This window comes from Siansivirga zeaxanthinifaciens CC-SAMT-1 (assembly GCF_000941055.1).
Taxonomy (GTDB): domain Bacteria; phylum Bacteroidota; class Bacteroidia; order Flavobacteriales; family Flavobacteriaceae; genus Siansivirga; species Siansivirga zeaxanthinifaciens.
Map to the genome: position 1 here is coordinate 3,268,708 of NZ_CP007202.1, position 16,077 is coordinate 3,284,784.

The following is a 16,077-nucleotide window of genomic DNA, read 5'->3' on the forward strand; positions in this document are numbered from 1 at the left end:
AAATATGAGTTATAGTAAAATAGCCTTACTTGGTATTGAGGCCGGAATGAAATTATTTGATAATTATCAAAAAGTCTCAATAGCTAAACAAGACGAAGTATTAAAAGACAACAAAGTAAGTATTGAAGAATATAAAAGTCTAGTTTCAGAATTAGAAGAGCATCAAGCGATGATTAAAAATTTAATATCAGACACTGAACTAGACTGTTAATTTAAAAAAACTGAAGAAATATTTGTCTCAATAATTAAAATAATTATGATAGATATGGAGCATGATTATAAAGAAGTATTTGAAAATTTAAACTTATTTATTGATAGTGAAAAATTCATTAAAGGTCATTAAGCTGCTTTAGAAAAACGAAAAGAACGCCTAAATAAAGAATATGAATTGGAGATAAAAGAATATGATGAAGAACTAAAAAAATACCAAACTGAGTTAGAAAATCATAAGTCTAAATCTTTTCTAAAAAAAATGACTCAGTCTTTTAAAACTGAACTACCAATAAAACCAAAGAAACGAGAATAATAATTCATTAAAATATTCAAATTAACAAATACAATAAAATATGGGACTATTAAACAATATCAAAGACCGATTTAAAAACGCAGAATTTAGCGTAGCACCCAATAAAAAATTAAAAACAATTTCAAAAGATTTTAAAGACGCTTTTCATCTTTCATTAGTTTTTTACAAAGGTAACATGATAGCTGAAGATACTTTAACGCTAGCTGCATTAAATAAAAAAACATCAAAAGATGTTAATGCAAACTCAAAAGAAGATTTAAAAATAAAGGCTAGTATGAAGGTTGGATTCGTTGAAGATTTATTTGAAGAAAAATTTGGTGTAAAAGTTCAGATTAAAGATAGGAGCGCAAAAAATCTTATAGATAATGACTTAACACTAGGTAACGCATCAAGACAGTAAAATGTATTGCAATAATTGTGGAAATAAATCTAACGGTAAAATTAATTTTTGTCCACAGTGTGGTCAAAAATTAATTCACCAAAATTATAGTAGTCCTAAAATAAATGCTGTTTTCTCATCTAGTCTTTTAGTAGGAGGTAATATTTTAACACCAGACAAATTAATTCTAGATGATAGTGGAGTTGTATATGAAAGGCGAAATAAATATTTAATTGGTGTTGACCGCTCTTTTTTATCGTATGACAATATTTCTTATGTTAAAATTGACAGAAGATTAGTGAGCTCTAATATTATTATTTCAAGTAGAGGGACAGATAGCATTATTGCAAAGGATTTTTTTATTTCAGACGCAAAAAAAATTGAAGCTATTATAAAATCTAAACTTCAGAGATAAAAATTAATTTTATGGGTACACCAGAACAACGCAAAAGAGTTGCTGAAGCTAAAAAAAAGGAACGTGAACGTGCAGCGGCTGAAAGAAAAAGAATTGCAGAAGCGAAAAAAAAGGAACGTGAACGTGCAACTGCTGAAAGAAAAAGAATTGCTGAAACTAAAAAAAAGGAACGTGAACGTGCAACTGCTGAAAGAAAAAGAATTGCCGAAGCTAAAAAAAAGGAACGTGAACGTGCAGCAGCTGAAAGAAAAAGAATTGCTGAGGCTAAAAAAAGAAAATAGAAAAAAATGATAATAAGACTTTTAAGTATGTACAAACAATTATAGCCATATCGGTAAGTATACTTATCGCTTATGGCTTGTATAGTTTTAACGAAAGCGAAAATAAAATATTATTGAGTTTAGGAAGTTTTGTTTTTTTAGCAATAACGTTAGTAGTTACAATTAGTGTTAGTTTTGAACAATCAAGAACAACAACAAATATTAGAGTTGTTTCAGGAATTTTCTTTGCAATTGCTCTATTTAGTAACTTAATTTTCAACTTCTTGATTTTACAGAGCTAAGCTACATAATTACAAATGGAATATTGATTTTGATTTATATTTTGATAACACATTTTATAAATAGTGCGAAACAATAACCAAAACGAGATAATGATTTACTAATGAAGTTATCATTTAAAAAAAGCATAGTAGACAATAGTATTAAAAAAATTTAATCAATATAACTTAATAATTAAAAATGTTTGACAACCTAACAATTTCTAAACTTGGATACTACGTTTATGCCTTAATAAACCCTATCAATAATAAACCTTTTTATATTGGTAAAGGAAAAGAGAACAGGGTGTTCTCTCATAAAGAAGAAGTTATTAATTGTTTAAATAACAATGAAAGTTTAAAAAAAGAAGAAATTAAGTTAATTATAGAAAAGGGCTTAGACATTAAACATATAATTATTAGGCATGGTTTAAAAGAGTCTGAATCATTTTTAATAGAATCAACATTAATTGATTTTGTTAATTTTTTTGAAAAAAAACTAACAAATATTGTTTCTGGCCATGACAGTGATTTTTACGGTATCAAAACGTCTAATGAAATTATCAGGCAATACAATGCACCAAAATTAGAGAAATTGCATCATAATGTTATTATAATTAATATTAATAAAAAGTATGCACAATCAAAATTATCTAATGAAACTATTTATGAAGCTACAAAAGAAGCTTGGGTTGTTAGTAAAACAAAAAGAGACATTGTAGAATATGCATTATCTGAATATCAGGGAATAATAATTGGTGTTTATAAAATAAAGAATTGGTATTCAATTACTACTAACAATAACAAATCCAATAATCGATGGGGATTTAATGGGGAAACTGCATTAAATGAAATTTCAGAGTTATATATAAACAAATCAATAATGCATGTAAAAAAACAAGGAGCAGCAAATCCTATCAGATATAAATTATAAGGATAAATACTTAAAAAGTAAAGAGAGTATATTAAACTTAAATTTATACTAATTAAAAATATGAGTATCACTGTAATTATAAAAACCAGAAAAATGATTAATACAAATTTTATAAAAGATATCATTATTAAAACATATATTAAATTAATATGTTTAGTTTTTTGTTTAGCATTGTTAAGCTGCGGTAATGAAGAACTTAAAAAAGGAGAAATTGAAGAACAACTCAGAGATTTACAAGAACTGGGGACTTCTGAGTATGTTTTAAATAAAATAATAATTGCAGAAGATAACCAATGGTATACTATTGGTGATAGAAAAGTTGTCATAACTATGACTGCTTCATTAAAGGCTGGAGTGGATTTTTCTGAAATTAAATTAATAGAAATAGACAATGAATCTAAAATAATAACATTACAGGTTCCTAATTCAAAAATAATTCTATTAGATATAAAACCTGAGGACATTAAATATGATTTTGTCAAAGTTTCTTCAACTCGCTCTGAATTTTCTAACAAAGAATTAAATGATATTCAAATTCTTGGAGAGAAAAATATCCAAGAAAAAATTAAAGAGTTGAATATTTTAAATGACGCAGATAAAAATGCTCAATTATTTTTAAAAAACTGGCTTAATTCAATGGGGTTCAATCAAATAAAATTTATATAAGATGACATTTATTTATAAAAAATTAATAAAAATAGCAGTTTTTTTAGTATTAATCATAGCTGTATATATTGGAATATGTTTTAAATTCCCGAATTTAAATTTTTTAGCAAAAAAACCAATGCAAATAAAAGATACTGCACTTATAGTGCAAGAAACCAAAAAAATTGCTCAATTATTTGCTTGTAAATTTTACTCTGAAATTGCTATTGATTCAACAAAGTATTTATATACTGACAAAATAGACTATAAAAAATCTTTACTTTCTTTTGCAAATCTTTCTAAGAAAGTTTTTGATAAAAAAGCTGATTTGAAAGAATCCATATCATCTTACTCTAGAACTCAATACAAAGATTCTACAGCAGCAAAAATTGTACTTATAGCTTCAGGAAATTGTTATGCAGGGACTGATTTAGATAAAATGAAAATAAAAAGCAGTGTAAAAGATTCTATTATATTAACAATTCCTAATGCACAAATTTTTAATACTGTTGTTAACCCATCAGATTTTACCATTTTTTATGATGATGGTAACTGGTCGAAAGAGGAGGTTGTATCTCTTAAACAAAAAGCTAGAGAAAAAATTAAATCTTTTGCATTGAACAATAAAATTATACAAAAGGCTAATGATAAAACAATAAAATTGTTAACGAGCTTCTTGCAATCTGTTGGATATAAATCAGTACAAATTGAGTTTGAAGATAATTAAAGCATTGGATTTAAAAATAATTTAATAATGAATGAATCTATAGACCCAATTATTTTAGCGTTCGCTTTACTTGCCATATTTATAGCATTTAAAACTGATATTCTTAGAGCTTTTAAAAAAAGAAAAATAGAAAAAACTAAAAATAATTCTAATAAAAAATCAACTGATGGTGATAATTTGTATGATTTCAGTTCTAGTTTTGATTCTGGAGATTCTGGAGATTTTGACTAAAAAAGCAGCTTTAAAAGAAATATAGTAAATTTAAAAGAATATGAATGATAAAATTAAAAACATGATTGATATTGCAGCAGCAGATGATGTTTTAACAATAGAAGAATTAAAATTAATTAAGAAAATTGCTGAAAAGGAAAATGTAGACTGGGATGAGGTGGAATTTTATATGTTACAGGTTGGAGCTTTAAATGAACAACAAAGTGAATATGATATATCTGATGATAATTTAATTAGCATTATTTCTACCTGGATAACTAGGCTAAAACAAGGAGAATTTGAGGGTGTTGCAGAACCCTTTCCCTCAAAAATAAATGATAGCTATCTTAAAAAAGCTGCTGCTGTGGGATTTAAGCTTTTTAATAATGTCAATAATGCTGTTAAGCAAGAAGAAACTAAATTAAACAGGTTCGATAAATTTAAAATGAATGTCGCTAAAAAAGCAATAAATGGTTCAATTAATATAGTTCCAGGAAGTAAGTTAGTTAGAAATGTTGGATCAAATTTAATAAATCAAATTACGCCTCAAGCTAGAATATATTATAGAGAAGATATTAGAGTAGAATTGGATAAATATATTGACATACTTGAACTAAGAGTTAAAACAAAAAAAATAAAGGAATCAACACTAACGTCAATAAAGGAGCAAGTATCAGAAATAGAATAGTAAATGAATTTAAAACATAATGAGCTATGTTAAAAGCAATAAAAAAAAAGCAAACAGAACTAACTGTTTCGTAGGGTATGATTTTAATTTTACTAACATTGGCTTCTATACTAATGTTTTTTTTAGAACATGATGCTCAACCTAAAACATTTAAAAGTGTTTATGACTCTTTATGGTGGGGTATAGACAAATACTTAACAGCTACTGGTGGCGAAGATGTAAACCCAATAACCCCAGCAGAAAAATTTCTAGCAGGATTTATAGGTATTTTAGGTGTTGAAATGTTTGCATTACCAGCAGGTATTATTGCTTCTGGTTTTATTGAAGAGATCGAAAATAATAAATTAAAAAAAGAATTAATACAACTTGAAACAAAATTGATTCATGCATTCTCGATCGAATATTTTGTTCCTGTAATGAATAAAAAAAAGGTACTTAATTTATCTCATTTGTCAAGAAAATGGCTAAGTCTTGAGGATATAAAATATAAAATGGGTATTTCCGAAAGTTCTTTGATGCAGGTGTGTAGTTTTTCAAAAAAATTAAGATTAAAGAATATAAAATTAAATGAAATAAATACTGTGGGCTTGAAGTTTGTTAACACAAACAGGACTTATGGTCAGTGTATTAAGCGAAATTCAAAAATAACAATAGTCAATTTATATCCTTTTATTCAACCTTATTTTGGGCATTTTAGTATGGCAATTTCAGAGATTTTACAAGCTAATTATATTTCTAACAAAATGTATAATCCGGTATCTCTACTTAAAGAAAATCAGTTAAATATGGTTAATAATAATCAATATTTTGAAACATTAAATTTACATCCTGCATTAGCCGAAATTAAAAACGATATTTCCTCATTAAAACAGGATGATGGATTGATTATTTTTATGGTAAATGCTGGGTCAAATGAATATTTAATGCAATTTAATATTGGAGGAGATAAAAGCAGTAATAGTTTTGATAATGGTCTTTATTTTTCCGATAAAGATAAATTAGAAAATTATTATAATAAAGCTAAAAGTGTAACTGATAAATATGAAATGTTAATAGGAAAACATGCAACTGTTGGAAAACCAGATAATAATCATGTCGTAAATTATATTCAATCTATTACTAAAAACAATGTGTTAATGTTACATGTAAACGTTTCTATTCTAAAGAAAGATGCAGTAGAGTATTATCAATACGTATCTGATTTTGCTGATATATTTAAAGATTAATAAAAATATAAAAGACATTTTTTTATAAATAACAACACTGCTTATTATAATGTAATGAACATAAACGCATTGTTTTTTTTCTATTTTATTAGTTTTAGTTCTTGCTTTTCTCAAGCTATTTTAAATACAGAATCTGTTTTAAAAGAAATTGATAGCACCCTCGTTCTTAATTTTAATATAGAAGGGGATGTTAAAATTGGTAATGTTAACCTAATCCAAATTAATAATTCTCTTTTAGTTGGTAAAAAAATAAACAGAAATCTAATCAGAGCCTTTTTTAATTATGAATTTTTATCTGAAAACAAAAACACATTGTCTTCAGATTTTAGTGGGCAAATACGTTATAATTATATAATAAAAAGAAATTCTATTTACACATTTATTCAAGGTCAAAATGCAAAAGCTTTAAATCTTAATAGTAGATTTTTAGTAGGTTTAGGTTATAGACAATCTTTACTAAAAAGAAAAAAATCAATTAGTTACCTTGATATTACTTATGGCTTTTTTTATGAAAAAGAATACTATAAAAGTAATCAAACTATCCCCATTAAAATTGAAAATATCAGATATAATGTAAATATATTTAATCAATTTAAATTAAGTGAAAAATTTAGATTTTTATCTATGACCTATTTCCAGTTAAACTCAGAACAATTAAAAGATTACAGATTCTTTTTTGAATCTAGGTTGTATTATGATTTGAAAAATATTTCTATTTATTTAAAAACTAATATGAGACATCATGCTACACCATATGTAAATGTTTTGAAAACAGACTTAAATAGCCTTGTAGGCATAGAGTTTAAATTATAAAAATGATATTTTTAATTAATTAAGACTATAATTTTATTTGGACATTACTTGTCTAAGTTAGTATTTACCTTTGTGATAAATTATATATCATGGTTCTATACTTTAAAAGTAACTATTTAATTTTTGGTATTATACTTAATTACGTTATTTCTGAATTAAATAAAATTCAGGACTATAATGACATTAAAGATTCAGATGTTAGCCACCATCTAGTTATTTTACTCTGGCCGATACTATTTTGCAGCATCTGCCATTTTTTGATAAAAGAATTATTAAAACAACATTCATAATTTAAAGTTAACTCAAATTAAATAATTAAATTAGAACTTCAATGAGATTACTATCTAAATCACGCTATAAACTAGGGCTGGAATGTCCAAACAAACTTTTTTACACCAGTAAAAAGGAATATGCTAATCAAAAGCAAGAAGACCCTTTTTTACAAGCACTTGCTTCAGGCGGATTTCAAGTAGAGGAATTGGCAAGATTACACTATCCTCATGGTAAACTTATTGAAGATAAAAATTCTGATGACCGCTATGATTATGAGGAAAAAGTAAAACTAACTTCAAAATTGCTAGAACAGGATAATGTTGTGATTTTTGAAGCAGCTTTTATTTTTAATAATCTATTTATAAGAGTAGATATTTTAGAAAAAAAAGGAAACCAAATCAATTTAATTGAAGTAAAAGCCAAATCATTCAGAAAAGATGATGTAAAGTTTAATTCTGATTGGAAATTCTATTTATTCGATGTGGCATACTGCTTATGGGAAAACGCATCAATACTTTCCTATTGTTAAAAAAGAGGAATACAGAAAACAGTTTATGAATACTGCCATAGATCATTATTTTAATAATTCATACAAAAACGTGGTATCCTTTTTTGCTAAAGAAGAAAAAATAAGTGTAGATGAGCTTAAAGAAATTATAGCTTTAATTGAAAAACAAAAATAATATGGAGTTTCTTTTAAAAGCATCTGCATTAACCGCTATTTTCTTTACTATATATAAGTTATTTATAGAGCGTGATACATTTTTTGAATCTAATAGATGGTTTTTACTTTTAGGTCTATTAATAGCGATGGTATTGCCACTAATAATTATTCCTGTGTATATTGAATACCAGATGAATCCAGCGCTTGACTTTATAATTAAAGATAATACTGAAGCCATACAACAAGAACAGCCGTTTAGCATTCTAGATTATATACCTTATATATATGGTATGGGAGGATTATACTTTACGATCCGGTTTATTATTCAATTAACCTCTCTAACTAAGTTTATAATTAAAAACAAAAGGTTTAAAGAAAACGGATTTATTTTTATTGAAACTGACAAAAAGATATCGCCGTTTTCATTTTTTAAATGGATTGTTTACAATCCCACACATTTCAATAAAAACGAATTACAACAAATAATTATACACGAAAAAGTACACGCCAAGGAGTACCATTCTATAGATAATATTATTGCTCATTTAAGTTGTATCATCCTCTGGTTTAATCCCTTTGTATGGCTTTACACCAAAGAATTAAAGGAAAATTTAGAGTTTATAGCAGATAAAAAAGCTATAAAAAATCAAAATTGTAAAAAAGAATACCAATACACATTGCTTAAAACAAGTTTACCATCTCATCAAATGGTATTAAGCAATTCATTTTATAATTCATCAATCAAAAAACGAATCGTTATGTTACAAAAATCAAAATCAAGAAAAATCAATCAATTAAAGTATGCGCTCATAATACCAGTAATCGCTGGCTTTTTAATGAGTTTTAACACCAAAGAAGTTTACATTTTAAAAGAACAATCTAAAGATTTGTACAACTTAAAATCGAATACCGAAAAGGATATAGAAATTATATTCAACAAAGATTTAACCAATAAAGCATTAGAAAAATTAAAGAAAACCCTAAAAATTGAAGGGGTTACTTTTTCGTATTCTAATTTAAATAGAAATGAAAAAAAAGAAATTGTAAGCATAAATGCTACTTTTAAAGATGAAAAAGGCAGCGCAACCTGGAATGCTTCAAACAACAATAATGAACCAATACAGTCGTTTTACTTTTTTAAAAAAGCAGACATTTTTGGTGTGCGTGCTCTTAGCGATGTCATAGAAGATTCGGAAGATTTCAAAGATTCGGAAGCACCAAAAAAGCATGAAAAAGAAATAATAGTTATTAGAAAAATACAAACTGACACGTTACATTTTGATAAAAAACTAAAAGATTCCATTTATTTTAGTTATCAAATAGAAGATGAAACAGAAGGAAAAACAAACATCGTATTTAGGCAAGGTAACAGAATCATTTCTAGCGATTCAATTAGATTTATTAAATCCAACATGAGTCAAGTTAAGTCTTCAACTATTAAAGACAAAAACCCAATATTTGTTATAAACGGAACCATTTCAAAAAAAGAGACTTTAGACAACTTAAATCCAGATAAAATTGAATCGATTACTGTTTTAAAAGATGCTTCTGCTACAAGCATTTATGGAGACAAAGGAAAAAATGGCGTTATTTTAATTGTTACTAAAAATGAAGCCAGCATCAATAAAAATAAAAAATCAGAACGTATTACAGTAAAAACGATTAAACAGGAAGACACCAAAAAAACAATCGTTAAAACAGAAATAGAAACAAACGATACCACAGATCCATTATTTATTTTAGATAAAAAAGAAATATCAAAAGAGAAAATGGAAGATATTGACCCTAAAAAAATTGAAAGCATCAACGTACTTAAAGGACAAACAGCGATAGAAAAATATGGTGAAAAAGGAAAAAATGGTGTTGTTGAAATAACATTAAAATAGTAAAAACCTTTATTCTCTTGCAATTTTAAGACACTCCAAATGGAGTGTCTTTTTTTTCACCCAAAAGATAAAATATGCTAAAAACAATATTTTTATTATAAAAACGCCCTTGTGTTGAAAAAAATGACTCAAAAACACCCTATATTTATTTCAATTTAAAACAAAATTTAAATTATAAATTAAAATTATAAACCTATTTAAAGTAATAATGTATCAATTTAAAACTATTATCATTTTTTTACTTACAAATTAGTATTCAAATTCACAGATTTTAATTAAAACGCTTGGAGAACATGGTTCTAAAAATATATCTTCAAAAAATCAAATTATAATTAACCATTATAACTAACCTTAAAACCTTGAATTATGATCACACTTGTTAAACTTATAATTGTTATTATTCTAACAATTATATAATCAGAAAAAATGTAAAGCTTAGTCTAGAATAAGTTTTACTATTTTTACAAAATGAAAAAACAAGTTTTCAAAATTTTAGCAAAGGTTAACAAAATGGTTCTCCCAAGTTATTCTAAGAGACAACTCGATTTAGCTAAAGCAACAAAACTACAAATGGCTATAATTGGCTGGAGATGGTATGTTACAAAAAATGCCTTGTAATAAATTTATTATAGCAAAGGATACTTAAAAATTAAAAAAGTAATCTCTTAAAATATTAACTTTACGTATTCTTAATATTTTTTTATGACGTTATACTTAAAGTTTGATTTTCATGAAGTTTGCAATAAAGTACTATTAAACCAACTAGAAACACACGATATAAAGCACAAAATGGTTGCTTTTGGTGAAGTTGAAATTTTAGAAAATCAGGATTCAGAGAAATACAAACGTTTTACAGACAGCCTAAAAAACTTTCACATTGAAATTGTAGGAAACCAAAAAAGTATCTTAGTAGAGAAAATAAAAGATACTATAATCGATATGGTTTTTAACGAGGAAACCGTTGTTAATGTAAAAACTTCGGCTTATTTGGCCGATAAACTCGAACATAGTTACGGGTATTTGTCTAATTTGTTTTCTGAAGTCACTTACACCTCTATCGAAAACTTTTTAATTATTCAAAAAATAGAGTACGCAAAACAGCTTATTATTAAAGGAGATTTAAGCTTAACTGAAATTGCCTTTAAACTCGATTATTCGAGCGTGGCACATTTAAGCACACAATTTAAAAATACAACAGGCATCACTCCTACTGCGTTTCAACGTATAATAACAAAACGTAGAGCGCTTAAAAATTAAATTAAAAAAATGCAAAACGAACACATACATATAATATTAGCCGACGACGACGAAGATGATCGTTTGTTTTTTACCGAAGCTTTCGATGAATTAAAAATAAATACCAAAGTGCAAACATATAAAGATGGTGTCTATTTGATGGATTATTTAAATTCAGAATCCTGTATTATTCCTCAAGTGTTGTTTTTAGATTTAAACATGCCAAGAAAAAATGGTATGGAATGTTTAAAAGAAATAAAAGAAAACAGTAAATTTAAAGACATGGCCATTGCCATATATTCTACTTCGGCCTCGGAGGAAGATATAGAAAACACCTTTGTATATGGTGCTAACATTTATATAAAAAAGCCCAATAGTTTTAAATTGTTAAAAAAAACACTCAACCAGGTGGTAACTATTAACTGGCAATACCATACAAACAGTTTAAACAAAGACAACTTTTTACTAAGACTATAAAAAATGCCTAAAAGACTCTTAAAATCTTCAGGTTTTATTAAAACAATTTTCTATGCGAGTGCTTTTATTATTCTTGTAGTAGGTGGTCTTACCTACCGCAGTATGAGAGATTTAAACAAGGCTTCAGACTTGGTTACTCACACTTATAAAATAAATGTAGAACTCGAACAAATACTCTCCTATTTAAAAGATGCAGAGACCGCACAACGCGGGTTTATTATTACAAACGACCCTATTTATTTAGAGCCTTACGACTCTGGAAGAGAAAACATAAACAACAGTTTTGCCGAATTAAAAGCACTAACTTTAGGCAATGAAGTTCAGCAAAAAAATCTAAAAGAATTAAGTGTTTTAATAGATAAGCGTATAGATGCTTTCGATAAATCGTTTCGTTTTTCGGCTGTTACAAACCTTGAAAATCCTAATTTTAAAGAATACTTTTTACAAGGAAAAAAACTCATGGACGAAGCCCGATTAAAGGTTGAAAACATGATTAGGTATGAAAATGACATCTTAAAAGAACGACAAAAAATTTATAAGGAGAATTCTCAAATTACTCCGCTATTTCTTTATTTATTGTTGCTAATTTCCTTACTATTAATGTTTTTAGCCTATAATAGAATTATTGAAAACTTAAAAAAACAAGAAAAAACAAATCAACAACTTACCTTATTTAAAGAATCTGCCAATCAATCTGAAATAGTTAGTAAACACGGTAATTGGGTTTGGAATCTTAATTCTAACACATTTAGTTTCTCTGATAATTTATATCGTTTATTAGGTGAAGCGCCACAAAGTTTCGAGCCTAACCTAGAAAATTTTTATAAATATGTGCATCCAGAAGATTTAGCAATGCTGCAACTGGACTTAGAAAAAATGAAAAATGAAAACGATCAACCTTTTTTACTTTTCAGAATTATAAATAAAAATAAAGACATAAAACATTTAAAGGCCTATGCCAAAATTATTATAAATTCTGAAGGCGAAAAGCAGTTAATTGGCACAACTACCGATATTACAGATGAAATTGAAAGTGTAAAACTTTTAGAACAACGTAATTTGGAATTAGAGAGAAATAATAAAGAATTATCGGCTTTTAACTATGTTGCCAGTCACGATTTACAGGAACCGCTAAGAAAAATTCAAACCTTTTTATCGCGTTTAGAAGACAAAGAAGCTAACACATTATCTGAATCTGGTTTAAAATATATTGAACGAATAAAAGTGGCATCGTCGAGAATGCGATTACTTATTGACGATTTATTACAATTTTCCAGAACAAATAAAGCCGATAAAGTTTTTGTAAAAAGCGACATTAACAACCTTATTGAAGATGCAAAACAAGATTTGGCAGAAATAATTCTGGAAGAAAAAGCTGTTTTTAATATGGCTTCTATACCCGAAATAAACGTCATTCCCTTCCAGATACAACAACTATTTGCTAATTTAATTAGCAACTCTTTAAAATATAAATCGCCAGAACGCATCCCAGAAATCTCAATAAAATATAAAAAAGTAAAATCGGCTAAAGATTCCAAACTTAGTAACGCTCCTAAAGGTAGTTACCATAAAATTACTTACAAAGACAATGGTATTGGTTTTAACAATGCCTACTCAGAAAAGATTTTCATTTTATTTAACCGACTTCATAACAAAGATGAATACACAGGCACAGGTATTGGACTGTCTATTTGTAAAAAAATAGTAGAAAACCATCAAGGTTATATTTTCGCAAAAGGAAAACCCCAAGTTGGAGCCACCTTTTTTATTTATTTACCTTTCAATAAGTAAACACAAAAAAACGTCTTAAAAAAAGCCCCATTCGAATATTCGAATGGGGCTTTTTTATTCATTATTAAAATTATGTAACGAATTAAAGAAATAGCATAACTTAATAACTGTCTTGATTAAATACCTTTGTAATGTGCTTATAAAATATCGCAAAACAGAAATAGAATGTGAATTATATAAAGCTAACATAAAATGTTGTAACGCAAAACGTTTACTAATTTAAGATCTTTGTATTATAGAAATTTAAAACTGAAATGATTTTTTTTCAAGAAAAATAAAAATAAAAATATACGCTGCTACTTTAATAAGTATTAGTATTTTAGGTTTTATTTCTTGCCATTTCGTTTTAAATAATTCAGATGAATTAACATCAAAAAATGATATTGTAAACACTTTTAAAGATGAAGCTAAATTTTTAGTTAAAGCTTCGAAACAAAATTTAGACGTTATTAAACTAAGCAAAATCATTAGAAAAGAAACGAACAACAAGACGATAGATCAACTAACCGTAAAATTAGAAAAATCGCATTTAGAAATCTTGAAAGCTTACAATGAAATTGCAGAAGAAAAAATGATATCCATCCCGAACTATTCTAATTTAAAATTGAATAATAACGATGATATTAAAGAGAACATACCTTCGCATCTTAATTTAATTGTATCTAAAATAAACGAACAAATTGATTTGCTGAAGCATTTAAATTCAAATAGTGAAAACTTAAAGGAGTTTACAGAGAACATTCAATCGGTTTTAATAAATAATAGAAAACAAACCGAATCGATTTTAAAAAATTTAATCATATAACATAAACCTTTTAAAACTAAAAAAAATGAGAAGTTTACTTTACATTATCGCCGTAATTCTTGTAATAGGATGGGCACTCGGGTTTTTCGTTTACAGCGCCAGCGGATTAATACATATTCTTTTAGTTATTGCTGTAATAGCGATTCTATTGCGATTAATTAAAGGATAAAAAACGAAAACAATTACACATTATTAACTTAAATACATAAAAACATGAAAACAGGAAACACATTATTAGGACTTGCAGCTGGAATTGCACTAGGTGCTTCATTAGGCATTTTATTCGCTCCAGATAAAGGAAAAAAAACAAGAAAAAAAATTAAAAACAAAGCCATCGATAAGAAAGAAGAATTAAAGAAAAGCTTAGACGATATGCTAGATACTGTATCAGACAAATACAAATCTTTTAAAGAAAACAGCGAAGAATACATTGCTAAAGAAAAAGAGGCTTTAAAAGAAAAAATTATTGAAACGACTGAGAAAGCATAATAAATTTTAAGAACTATGGAGACTGCCAGCAAACATATTGAAAGGCTTTACGAAAAAGCCAAAAACTATACCGAAACAAGTATCGAACTGTATAGACTAAATGCTATTGATAAAACGGCTAGTTTAGTATCATCATTAACAAGCAGATTGCTTTTAGTATTAGTGGTTTCCATATTTTCTTTATTTGTAAATATTGCCATAAGTTTATACATAGGAGAATTACTGGAGTCTTCTTATTTGGGGTTCTTAATTGTATCTATGTTCTATCTTATATTGGCCATTTTAATTTACTTCCTTAGTGAAAAGTATATTGAAGCTCCCATTTCAGATCTTGTAATAGCTAAATTATTACAGAAGAAATCAAACAAAAATGAACATTCAAATTTAGATACACATGAAGAGCTATAAGAACCAGAGTCATTTATTAAACACTAGAATTCAAGCACTAGAAATTAAAAAAGAACAAGATCTTATTGCTCTAAAAGTGGAACTCAATAGTGTTTATAACGAATTAAGACCTTCCAGATTAATTAAAAGAGCAGTAACCGATGCTGTTGAAGCTCCAGAGATTAGAGAAAATTTAATTGAAAGCATCATTAGTTTAACCGGCGGGTATATTTCAAAAAAATTATTGGTTGGAAAGAGTAAAAGTGTTTACAAAAAAATATTAGGTTTTGCACTTCAATATATTTCCACCAAAATAATATCAGATAAATTTAAAAAATAGCAACTTATATTTTCCATTGAAGTTGCTTTAATTAAAATTTCACTTAACATATTAATTATAATAAATCGCACCTTATAAGTGTACAGGGTGCTTACACTCTAAAAACAATCAAAATCATGAAAAAACTAATAACAACATCCATTTTTGCTTTATTCATTTCAATAGGTACTTATGCGCAAGATATTTCGCAAAATGCACTAGGACTTCGATTAGGAGACAACGATGGTTTTGGAGGAGAGATATCCTACCAAAGATATTTAAAAGAAAATAATCGATTAGAATTCGATTTAGGTTGGAGAAATTCCAGAAATGTAGACGCCTTTAAATTGGTTGGTTTATACCAATGGGTTATGCCAATAGAAAACAATTTTAACTGGTATGTAGGTGCTGGTGCAGGGATTGGATCCTTTGATGCTGGCGACAACGATGGTACTTTTGCTTTAGTTGCTGGTGATATAGGTATTGAATACAATTTTGATATTCCTTTACAATTATCGTTAGATATGAGACCCGAATTTGGATTTAACGATGCCTACAGCGACGATTTAGATCTAGATATTGCCTTAGGTATTCGTTATAGATTTTAAACAATCAGCCTATTTAACAACTTATTATTAACCTTTAAAAC

General features: G+C 27.1%; 23 protein-coding genes and 1 pseudogene. All 24 read left to right on the top strand.

Annotated elements, in window-relative coordinates; genetic code table 11:
• Nucleotides 1–4: 4 nt before the first annotated feature.
• The 24 genes and pseudogenes from AW14_RS14155 to AW14_RS14275 all read left to right on the top strand — a co-directional run bounded on the left by AW14_RS14155 (nt 5) and on the right by AW14_RS14275 (nt 16,036).
• Nucleotides 5–211, top strand: a complete 207-nt coding sequence (locus AW14_RS14155; RefSeq protein ID WP_044639391.1) for a hypothetical protein — start codon at nt 5–7, stop codon at nt 209–211.
• 355 nt (nt 212–566) lie between these two features.
• Nucleotides 567–926 (top strand): hypothetical protein, encoded by a 360-nt coding sequence (locus AW14_RS14160; RefSeq protein WP_044639392.1) that lies wholly within the window; start codon nt 567–569, stop codon nt 924–926.
• Between the two features lies 1 nt (nt 927).
• Nucleotides 928–1,320 carry a zinc ribbon domain-containing protein gene (locus AW14_RS14165; protein WP_044639393.1) on the top strand — a complete coding sequence of 131 codons (393 nt, stop codon included), beginning with the start codon at nt 928–930 and terminating at the stop codon, nt 1,318–1,320.
• 11 nt (nt 1,321–1,331) lie between these two features.
• A complete protein-coding gene (locus AW14_RS14170; RefSeq protein WP_044639394.1) occupies nt 1,332–1,601 on the top strand; it encodes a hypothetical protein in 270 nt (89 codons plus the stop codon).
• 459 nt (nt 1,602–2,060) lie between these two features.
• Nucleotides 2,061–2,792 carry an LEM-3-like GIY-YIG domain-containing protein gene (locus tag AW14_RS14180; protein WP_044639396.1) on the top strand — a complete coding sequence of 244 codons (732 nt, stop codon included), beginning with the start codon at nt 2,061–2,063 and terminating at the stop codon, nt 2,790–2,792.
• 60 nt (nt 2,793–2,852) lie between these two features.
• Complete coding sequence (locus tag AW14_RS14185) at nt 2,853–3,458, top strand: DUF4230 domain-containing protein (protein WP_044639397.1); 606 nt, start codon at nt 2,853–2,855, stop codon at nt 3,456–3,458.
• Between the two features lies 1 nt (nt 3,459).
• On the top strand, nt 3,460–4,164 hold the full coding sequence (locus tag AW14_RS14190; RefSeq protein ID WP_044639398.1) for a DUF4230 domain-containing protein: 705 nt from the start codon (nt 3,460–3,462) through the stop codon (nt 4,162–4,164).
• A 27-nt stretch (nt 4,165–4,191) separates the two neighbouring features.
• Nucleotides 4,192–4,395 carry a hypothetical protein gene (locus AW14_RS14195; protein ID WP_044639399.1) on the top strand — a complete coding sequence of 68 codons (204 nt, stop codon included), beginning with the start codon at nt 4,192–4,194 and terminating at the stop codon, nt 4,393–4,395.
• 61 nt (nt 4,396–4,456) lie between these two features.
• Nucleotides 4,457–5,062: a hypothetical protein gene (locus tag AW14_RS14200; RefSeq protein ID WP_154662164.1), complete on the top strand. Its 606-nt coding sequence runs from the start codon at nt 4,457–4,459 to the stop codon at nt 5,060–5,062.
• Nucleotides 5,063–5,139: 77 nt separating this feature from the next.
• Complete coding sequence (locus AW14_RS14575) at nt 5,140–6,288, top strand: hypothetical protein (RefSeq protein WP_154662165.1); 1,149 nt, start codon at nt 5,140–5,142, stop codon at nt 6,286–6,288.
• A 69-nt stretch (nt 6,289–6,357) separates the two neighbouring features.
• Complete coding sequence (locus tag AW14_RS14210; protein WP_169744674.1) at nt 6,358–7,101, top strand: DUF481 domain-containing protein; 744 nt, start codon at nt 6,358–6,360, stop codon at nt 7,099–7,101.
• A 331-nt stretch (nt 7,102–7,432) separates the two neighbouring features.
• Nucleotides 7,433–7,903 carry a hypothetical protein gene (locus AW14_RS14215; RefSeq protein ID WP_044639402.1) on the top strand — a complete coding sequence of 157 codons (471 nt, stop codon included), beginning with the start codon at nt 7,433–7,435 and terminating at the stop codon, nt 7,901–7,903.
• Nucleotides 7,860–8,057 (top strand): annotated as a pseudogene (locus AW14_RS14760) (BlaI/MecI/CopY family transcriptional regulator); the annotation flags it as partial. The gene AW14_RS14215 and the pseudogene AW14_RS14760, both read left to right, overlap by 44 nt.
• Before the next feature lies 1 nt (nt 8,058).
• Entirely contained in the window at nt 8,059–9,924 is a 1,866-nt protein-coding gene (locus AW14_RS14580; RefSeq protein WP_052647536.1) for a M56 family metallopeptidase, read from the top strand.
• Between the two features lie 468 nt (nt 9,925–10,392).
• A complete protein-coding gene (locus AW14_RS14230) occupies nt 10,393–10,542 on the top strand; it encodes a hypothetical protein (RefSeq protein WP_044639403.1) in 150 nt (49 codons plus the stop codon).
• 84 nt (nt 10,543–10,626) lie between these two features.
• Nucleotides 10,627–11,181 (top strand): helix-turn-helix domain-containing protein, encoded by a 555-nt coding sequence (locus AW14_RS14235; RefSeq protein ID WP_044639404.1) that lies wholly within the window; start codon nt 10,627–10,629, stop codon nt 11,179–11,181.
• Between the two features lie 9 nt (nt 11,182–11,190).
• A complete protein-coding gene (locus AW14_RS14240) occupies nt 11,191–11,637 on the top strand; it encodes a response regulator (RefSeq protein ID WP_044639405.1) in 447 nt (148 codons plus the stop codon).
• A 3-nt stretch (nt 11,638–11,640) separates the two neighbouring features.
• A complete protein-coding gene (locus tag AW14_RS14245; protein ID WP_044639406.1) occupies nt 11,641–13,428 on the top strand; it encodes a sensor histidine kinase in 1,788 nt (595 codons plus the stop codon).
• Nucleotides 13,429–13,966: 538 nt separating this feature from the next.
• Nucleotides 13,967–14,233 carry a hypothetical protein gene (locus tag AW14_RS14255; protein ID WP_044639408.1) on the top strand — a complete coding sequence of 89 codons (267 nt, stop codon included), beginning with the start codon at nt 13,967–13,969 and terminating at the stop codon, nt 14,231–14,233.
• A gap of 25 nt (nt 14,234–14,258) precedes the next feature.
• Entirely contained in the window at nt 14,259–14,402 is a 144-nt protein-coding gene (locus tag AW14_RS14895; protein ID WP_154662166.1) for a lmo0937 family membrane protein, read from the top strand.
• Between the two features lie 44 nt (nt 14,403–14,446).
• Nucleotides 14,447–14,722 carry a YtxH domain-containing protein gene (locus tag AW14_RS14260; RefSeq protein WP_044639409.1) on the top strand — a complete coding sequence of 92 codons (276 nt, stop codon included), beginning with the start codon at nt 14,447–14,449 and terminating at the stop codon, nt 14,720–14,722.
• A gap of 15 nt (nt 14,723–14,737) precedes the next feature.
• Nucleotides 14,738–15,130, top strand: coding sequence for a hypothetical protein (locus AW14_RS14265; RefSeq protein WP_044639410.1), 393 nt, complete (start codon nt 14,738–14,740; stop codon nt 15,128–15,130).
• Nucleotides 15,117–15,449: a hypothetical protein gene (locus AW14_RS14270; RefSeq protein ID WP_044639411.1), complete on the top strand. Its 333-nt coding sequence runs from the start codon at nt 15,117–15,119 to the stop codon at nt 15,447–15,449. Before AW14_RS14265 ends, AW14_RS14270 begins: the two co-directional genes overlap by 14 nt.
• Nucleotides 15,450–15,565: 116 nt before the next feature.
• On the top strand, nt 15,566–16,036 hold the full coding sequence (locus AW14_RS14275; protein WP_044639412.1) for a hypothetical protein: 471 nt from the start codon (nt 15,566–15,568) through the stop codon (nt 16,034–16,036).
• Nucleotides 16,037–16,077 lie beyond the last annotated feature (41 nt).

Excerpts from the sequence above, each read along its gene's own strand:
- AW14_RS14580 (WP_052647536.1), top strand. The coding sequence starts at position 8,059 with ATGGAGTTTCTTTTAAAAGCATCTGCATTAACCGCTATTTTCTTTACT.
- AW14_RS14190 (WP_044639398.1), top strand. The coding sequence starts at position 3,460 with ATGACATTTATTTATAAAAAATTAATAAAAATAGCAGTTTTTTTAGTA.
- AW14_RS14270 (WP_044639411.1), top strand. The coding sequence starts at position 15,117 with ATGAAGAGCTATAAGAACCAGAGTCATTTATTAAACACTAGAATTCAA.
- AW14_RS14195 (WP_044639399.1), top strand. The coding sequence starts at position 4,192 with ATGAATGAATCTATAGACCCAATTATTTTAGCGTTCGCTTTACTTGCC.
- AW14_RS14155 (WP_044639391.1), top strand. The coding sequence starts at position 5 with ATGAGTTATAGTAAAATAGCCTTACTTGGTATTGAGGCCGGAATGAAA.
- AW14_RS14180 (WP_044639396.1), top strand. The coding sequence starts at position 2,061 with ATGTTTGACAACCTAACAATTTCTAAACTTGGATACTACGTTTATGCC.
- AW14_RS14260 (WP_044639409.1), top strand. The coding sequence starts at position 14,447 with ATGAAAACAGGAAACACATTATTAGGACTTGCAGCTGGAATTGCACTA.
- AW14_RS14200 (WP_154662164.1), top strand. The coding sequence starts at position 4,457 with ATGATTGATATTGCAGCAGCAGATGATGTTTTAACAATAGAAGAATTA.
- AW14_RS14575 (WP_154662165.1), top strand. The coding sequence starts at position 5,140 with ATGATTTTAATTTTACTAACATTGGCTTCTATACTAATGTTTTTTTTA.
- AW14_RS14265 (WP_044639410.1), top strand. The coding sequence starts at position 14,738 with ATGGAGACTGCCAGCAAACATATTGAAAGGCTTTACGAAAAAGCCAAA.
- AW14_RS14185 (WP_044639397.1), top strand. The coding sequence starts at position 2,853 with ATGAGTATCACTGTAATTATAAAAACCAGAAAAATGATTAATACAAAT.
- AW14_RS14240 (WP_044639405.1), top strand. The coding sequence starts at position 11,191 with ATGCAAAACGAACACATACATATAATATTAGCCGACGACGACGAAGAT.
- AW14_RS14230 (WP_044639403.1), top strand. The coding sequence starts at position 10,393 with ATGAAAAAACAAGTTTTCAAAATTTTAGCAAAGGTTAACAAAATGGTT.
- AW14_RS14245 (WP_044639406.1), top strand. The coding sequence starts at position 11,641 with ATGCCTAAAAGACTCTTAAAATCTTCAGGTTTTATTAAAACAATTTTC.
- AW14_RS14895 (WP_154662166.1), top strand. The coding sequence starts at position 14,259 with ATGAGAAGTTTACTTTACATTATCGCCGTAATTCTTGTAATAGGATGG.
- AW14_RS14215 (WP_044639402.1), top strand. The coding sequence starts at position 7,433 with ATGAGATTACTATCTAAATCACGCTATAAACTAGGGCTGGAATGTCCA.
- AW14_RS14275 (WP_044639412.1), top strand. The coding sequence starts at position 15,566 with ATGAAAAAACTAATAACAACATCCATTTTTGCTTTATTCATTTCAATA.
- AW14_RS14170 (WP_044639394.1), top strand. The coding sequence starts at position 1,332 with ATGGGTACACCAGAACAACGCAAAAGAGTTGCTGAAGCTAAAAAAAAG.
- AW14_RS14160 (WP_044639392.1), top strand. The coding sequence starts at position 567 with ATGGGACTATTAAACAATATCAAAGACCGATTTAAAAACGCAGAATTT.
- AW14_RS14235 (WP_044639404.1), top strand. The coding sequence starts at position 10,627 with ATGACGTTATACTTAAAGTTTGATTTTCATGAAGTTTGCAATAAAGTA.
- AW14_RS14165 (WP_044639393.1), top strand. The coding sequence starts at position 928 with ATGTATTGCAATAATTGTGGAAATAAATCTAACGGTAAAATTAATTTT.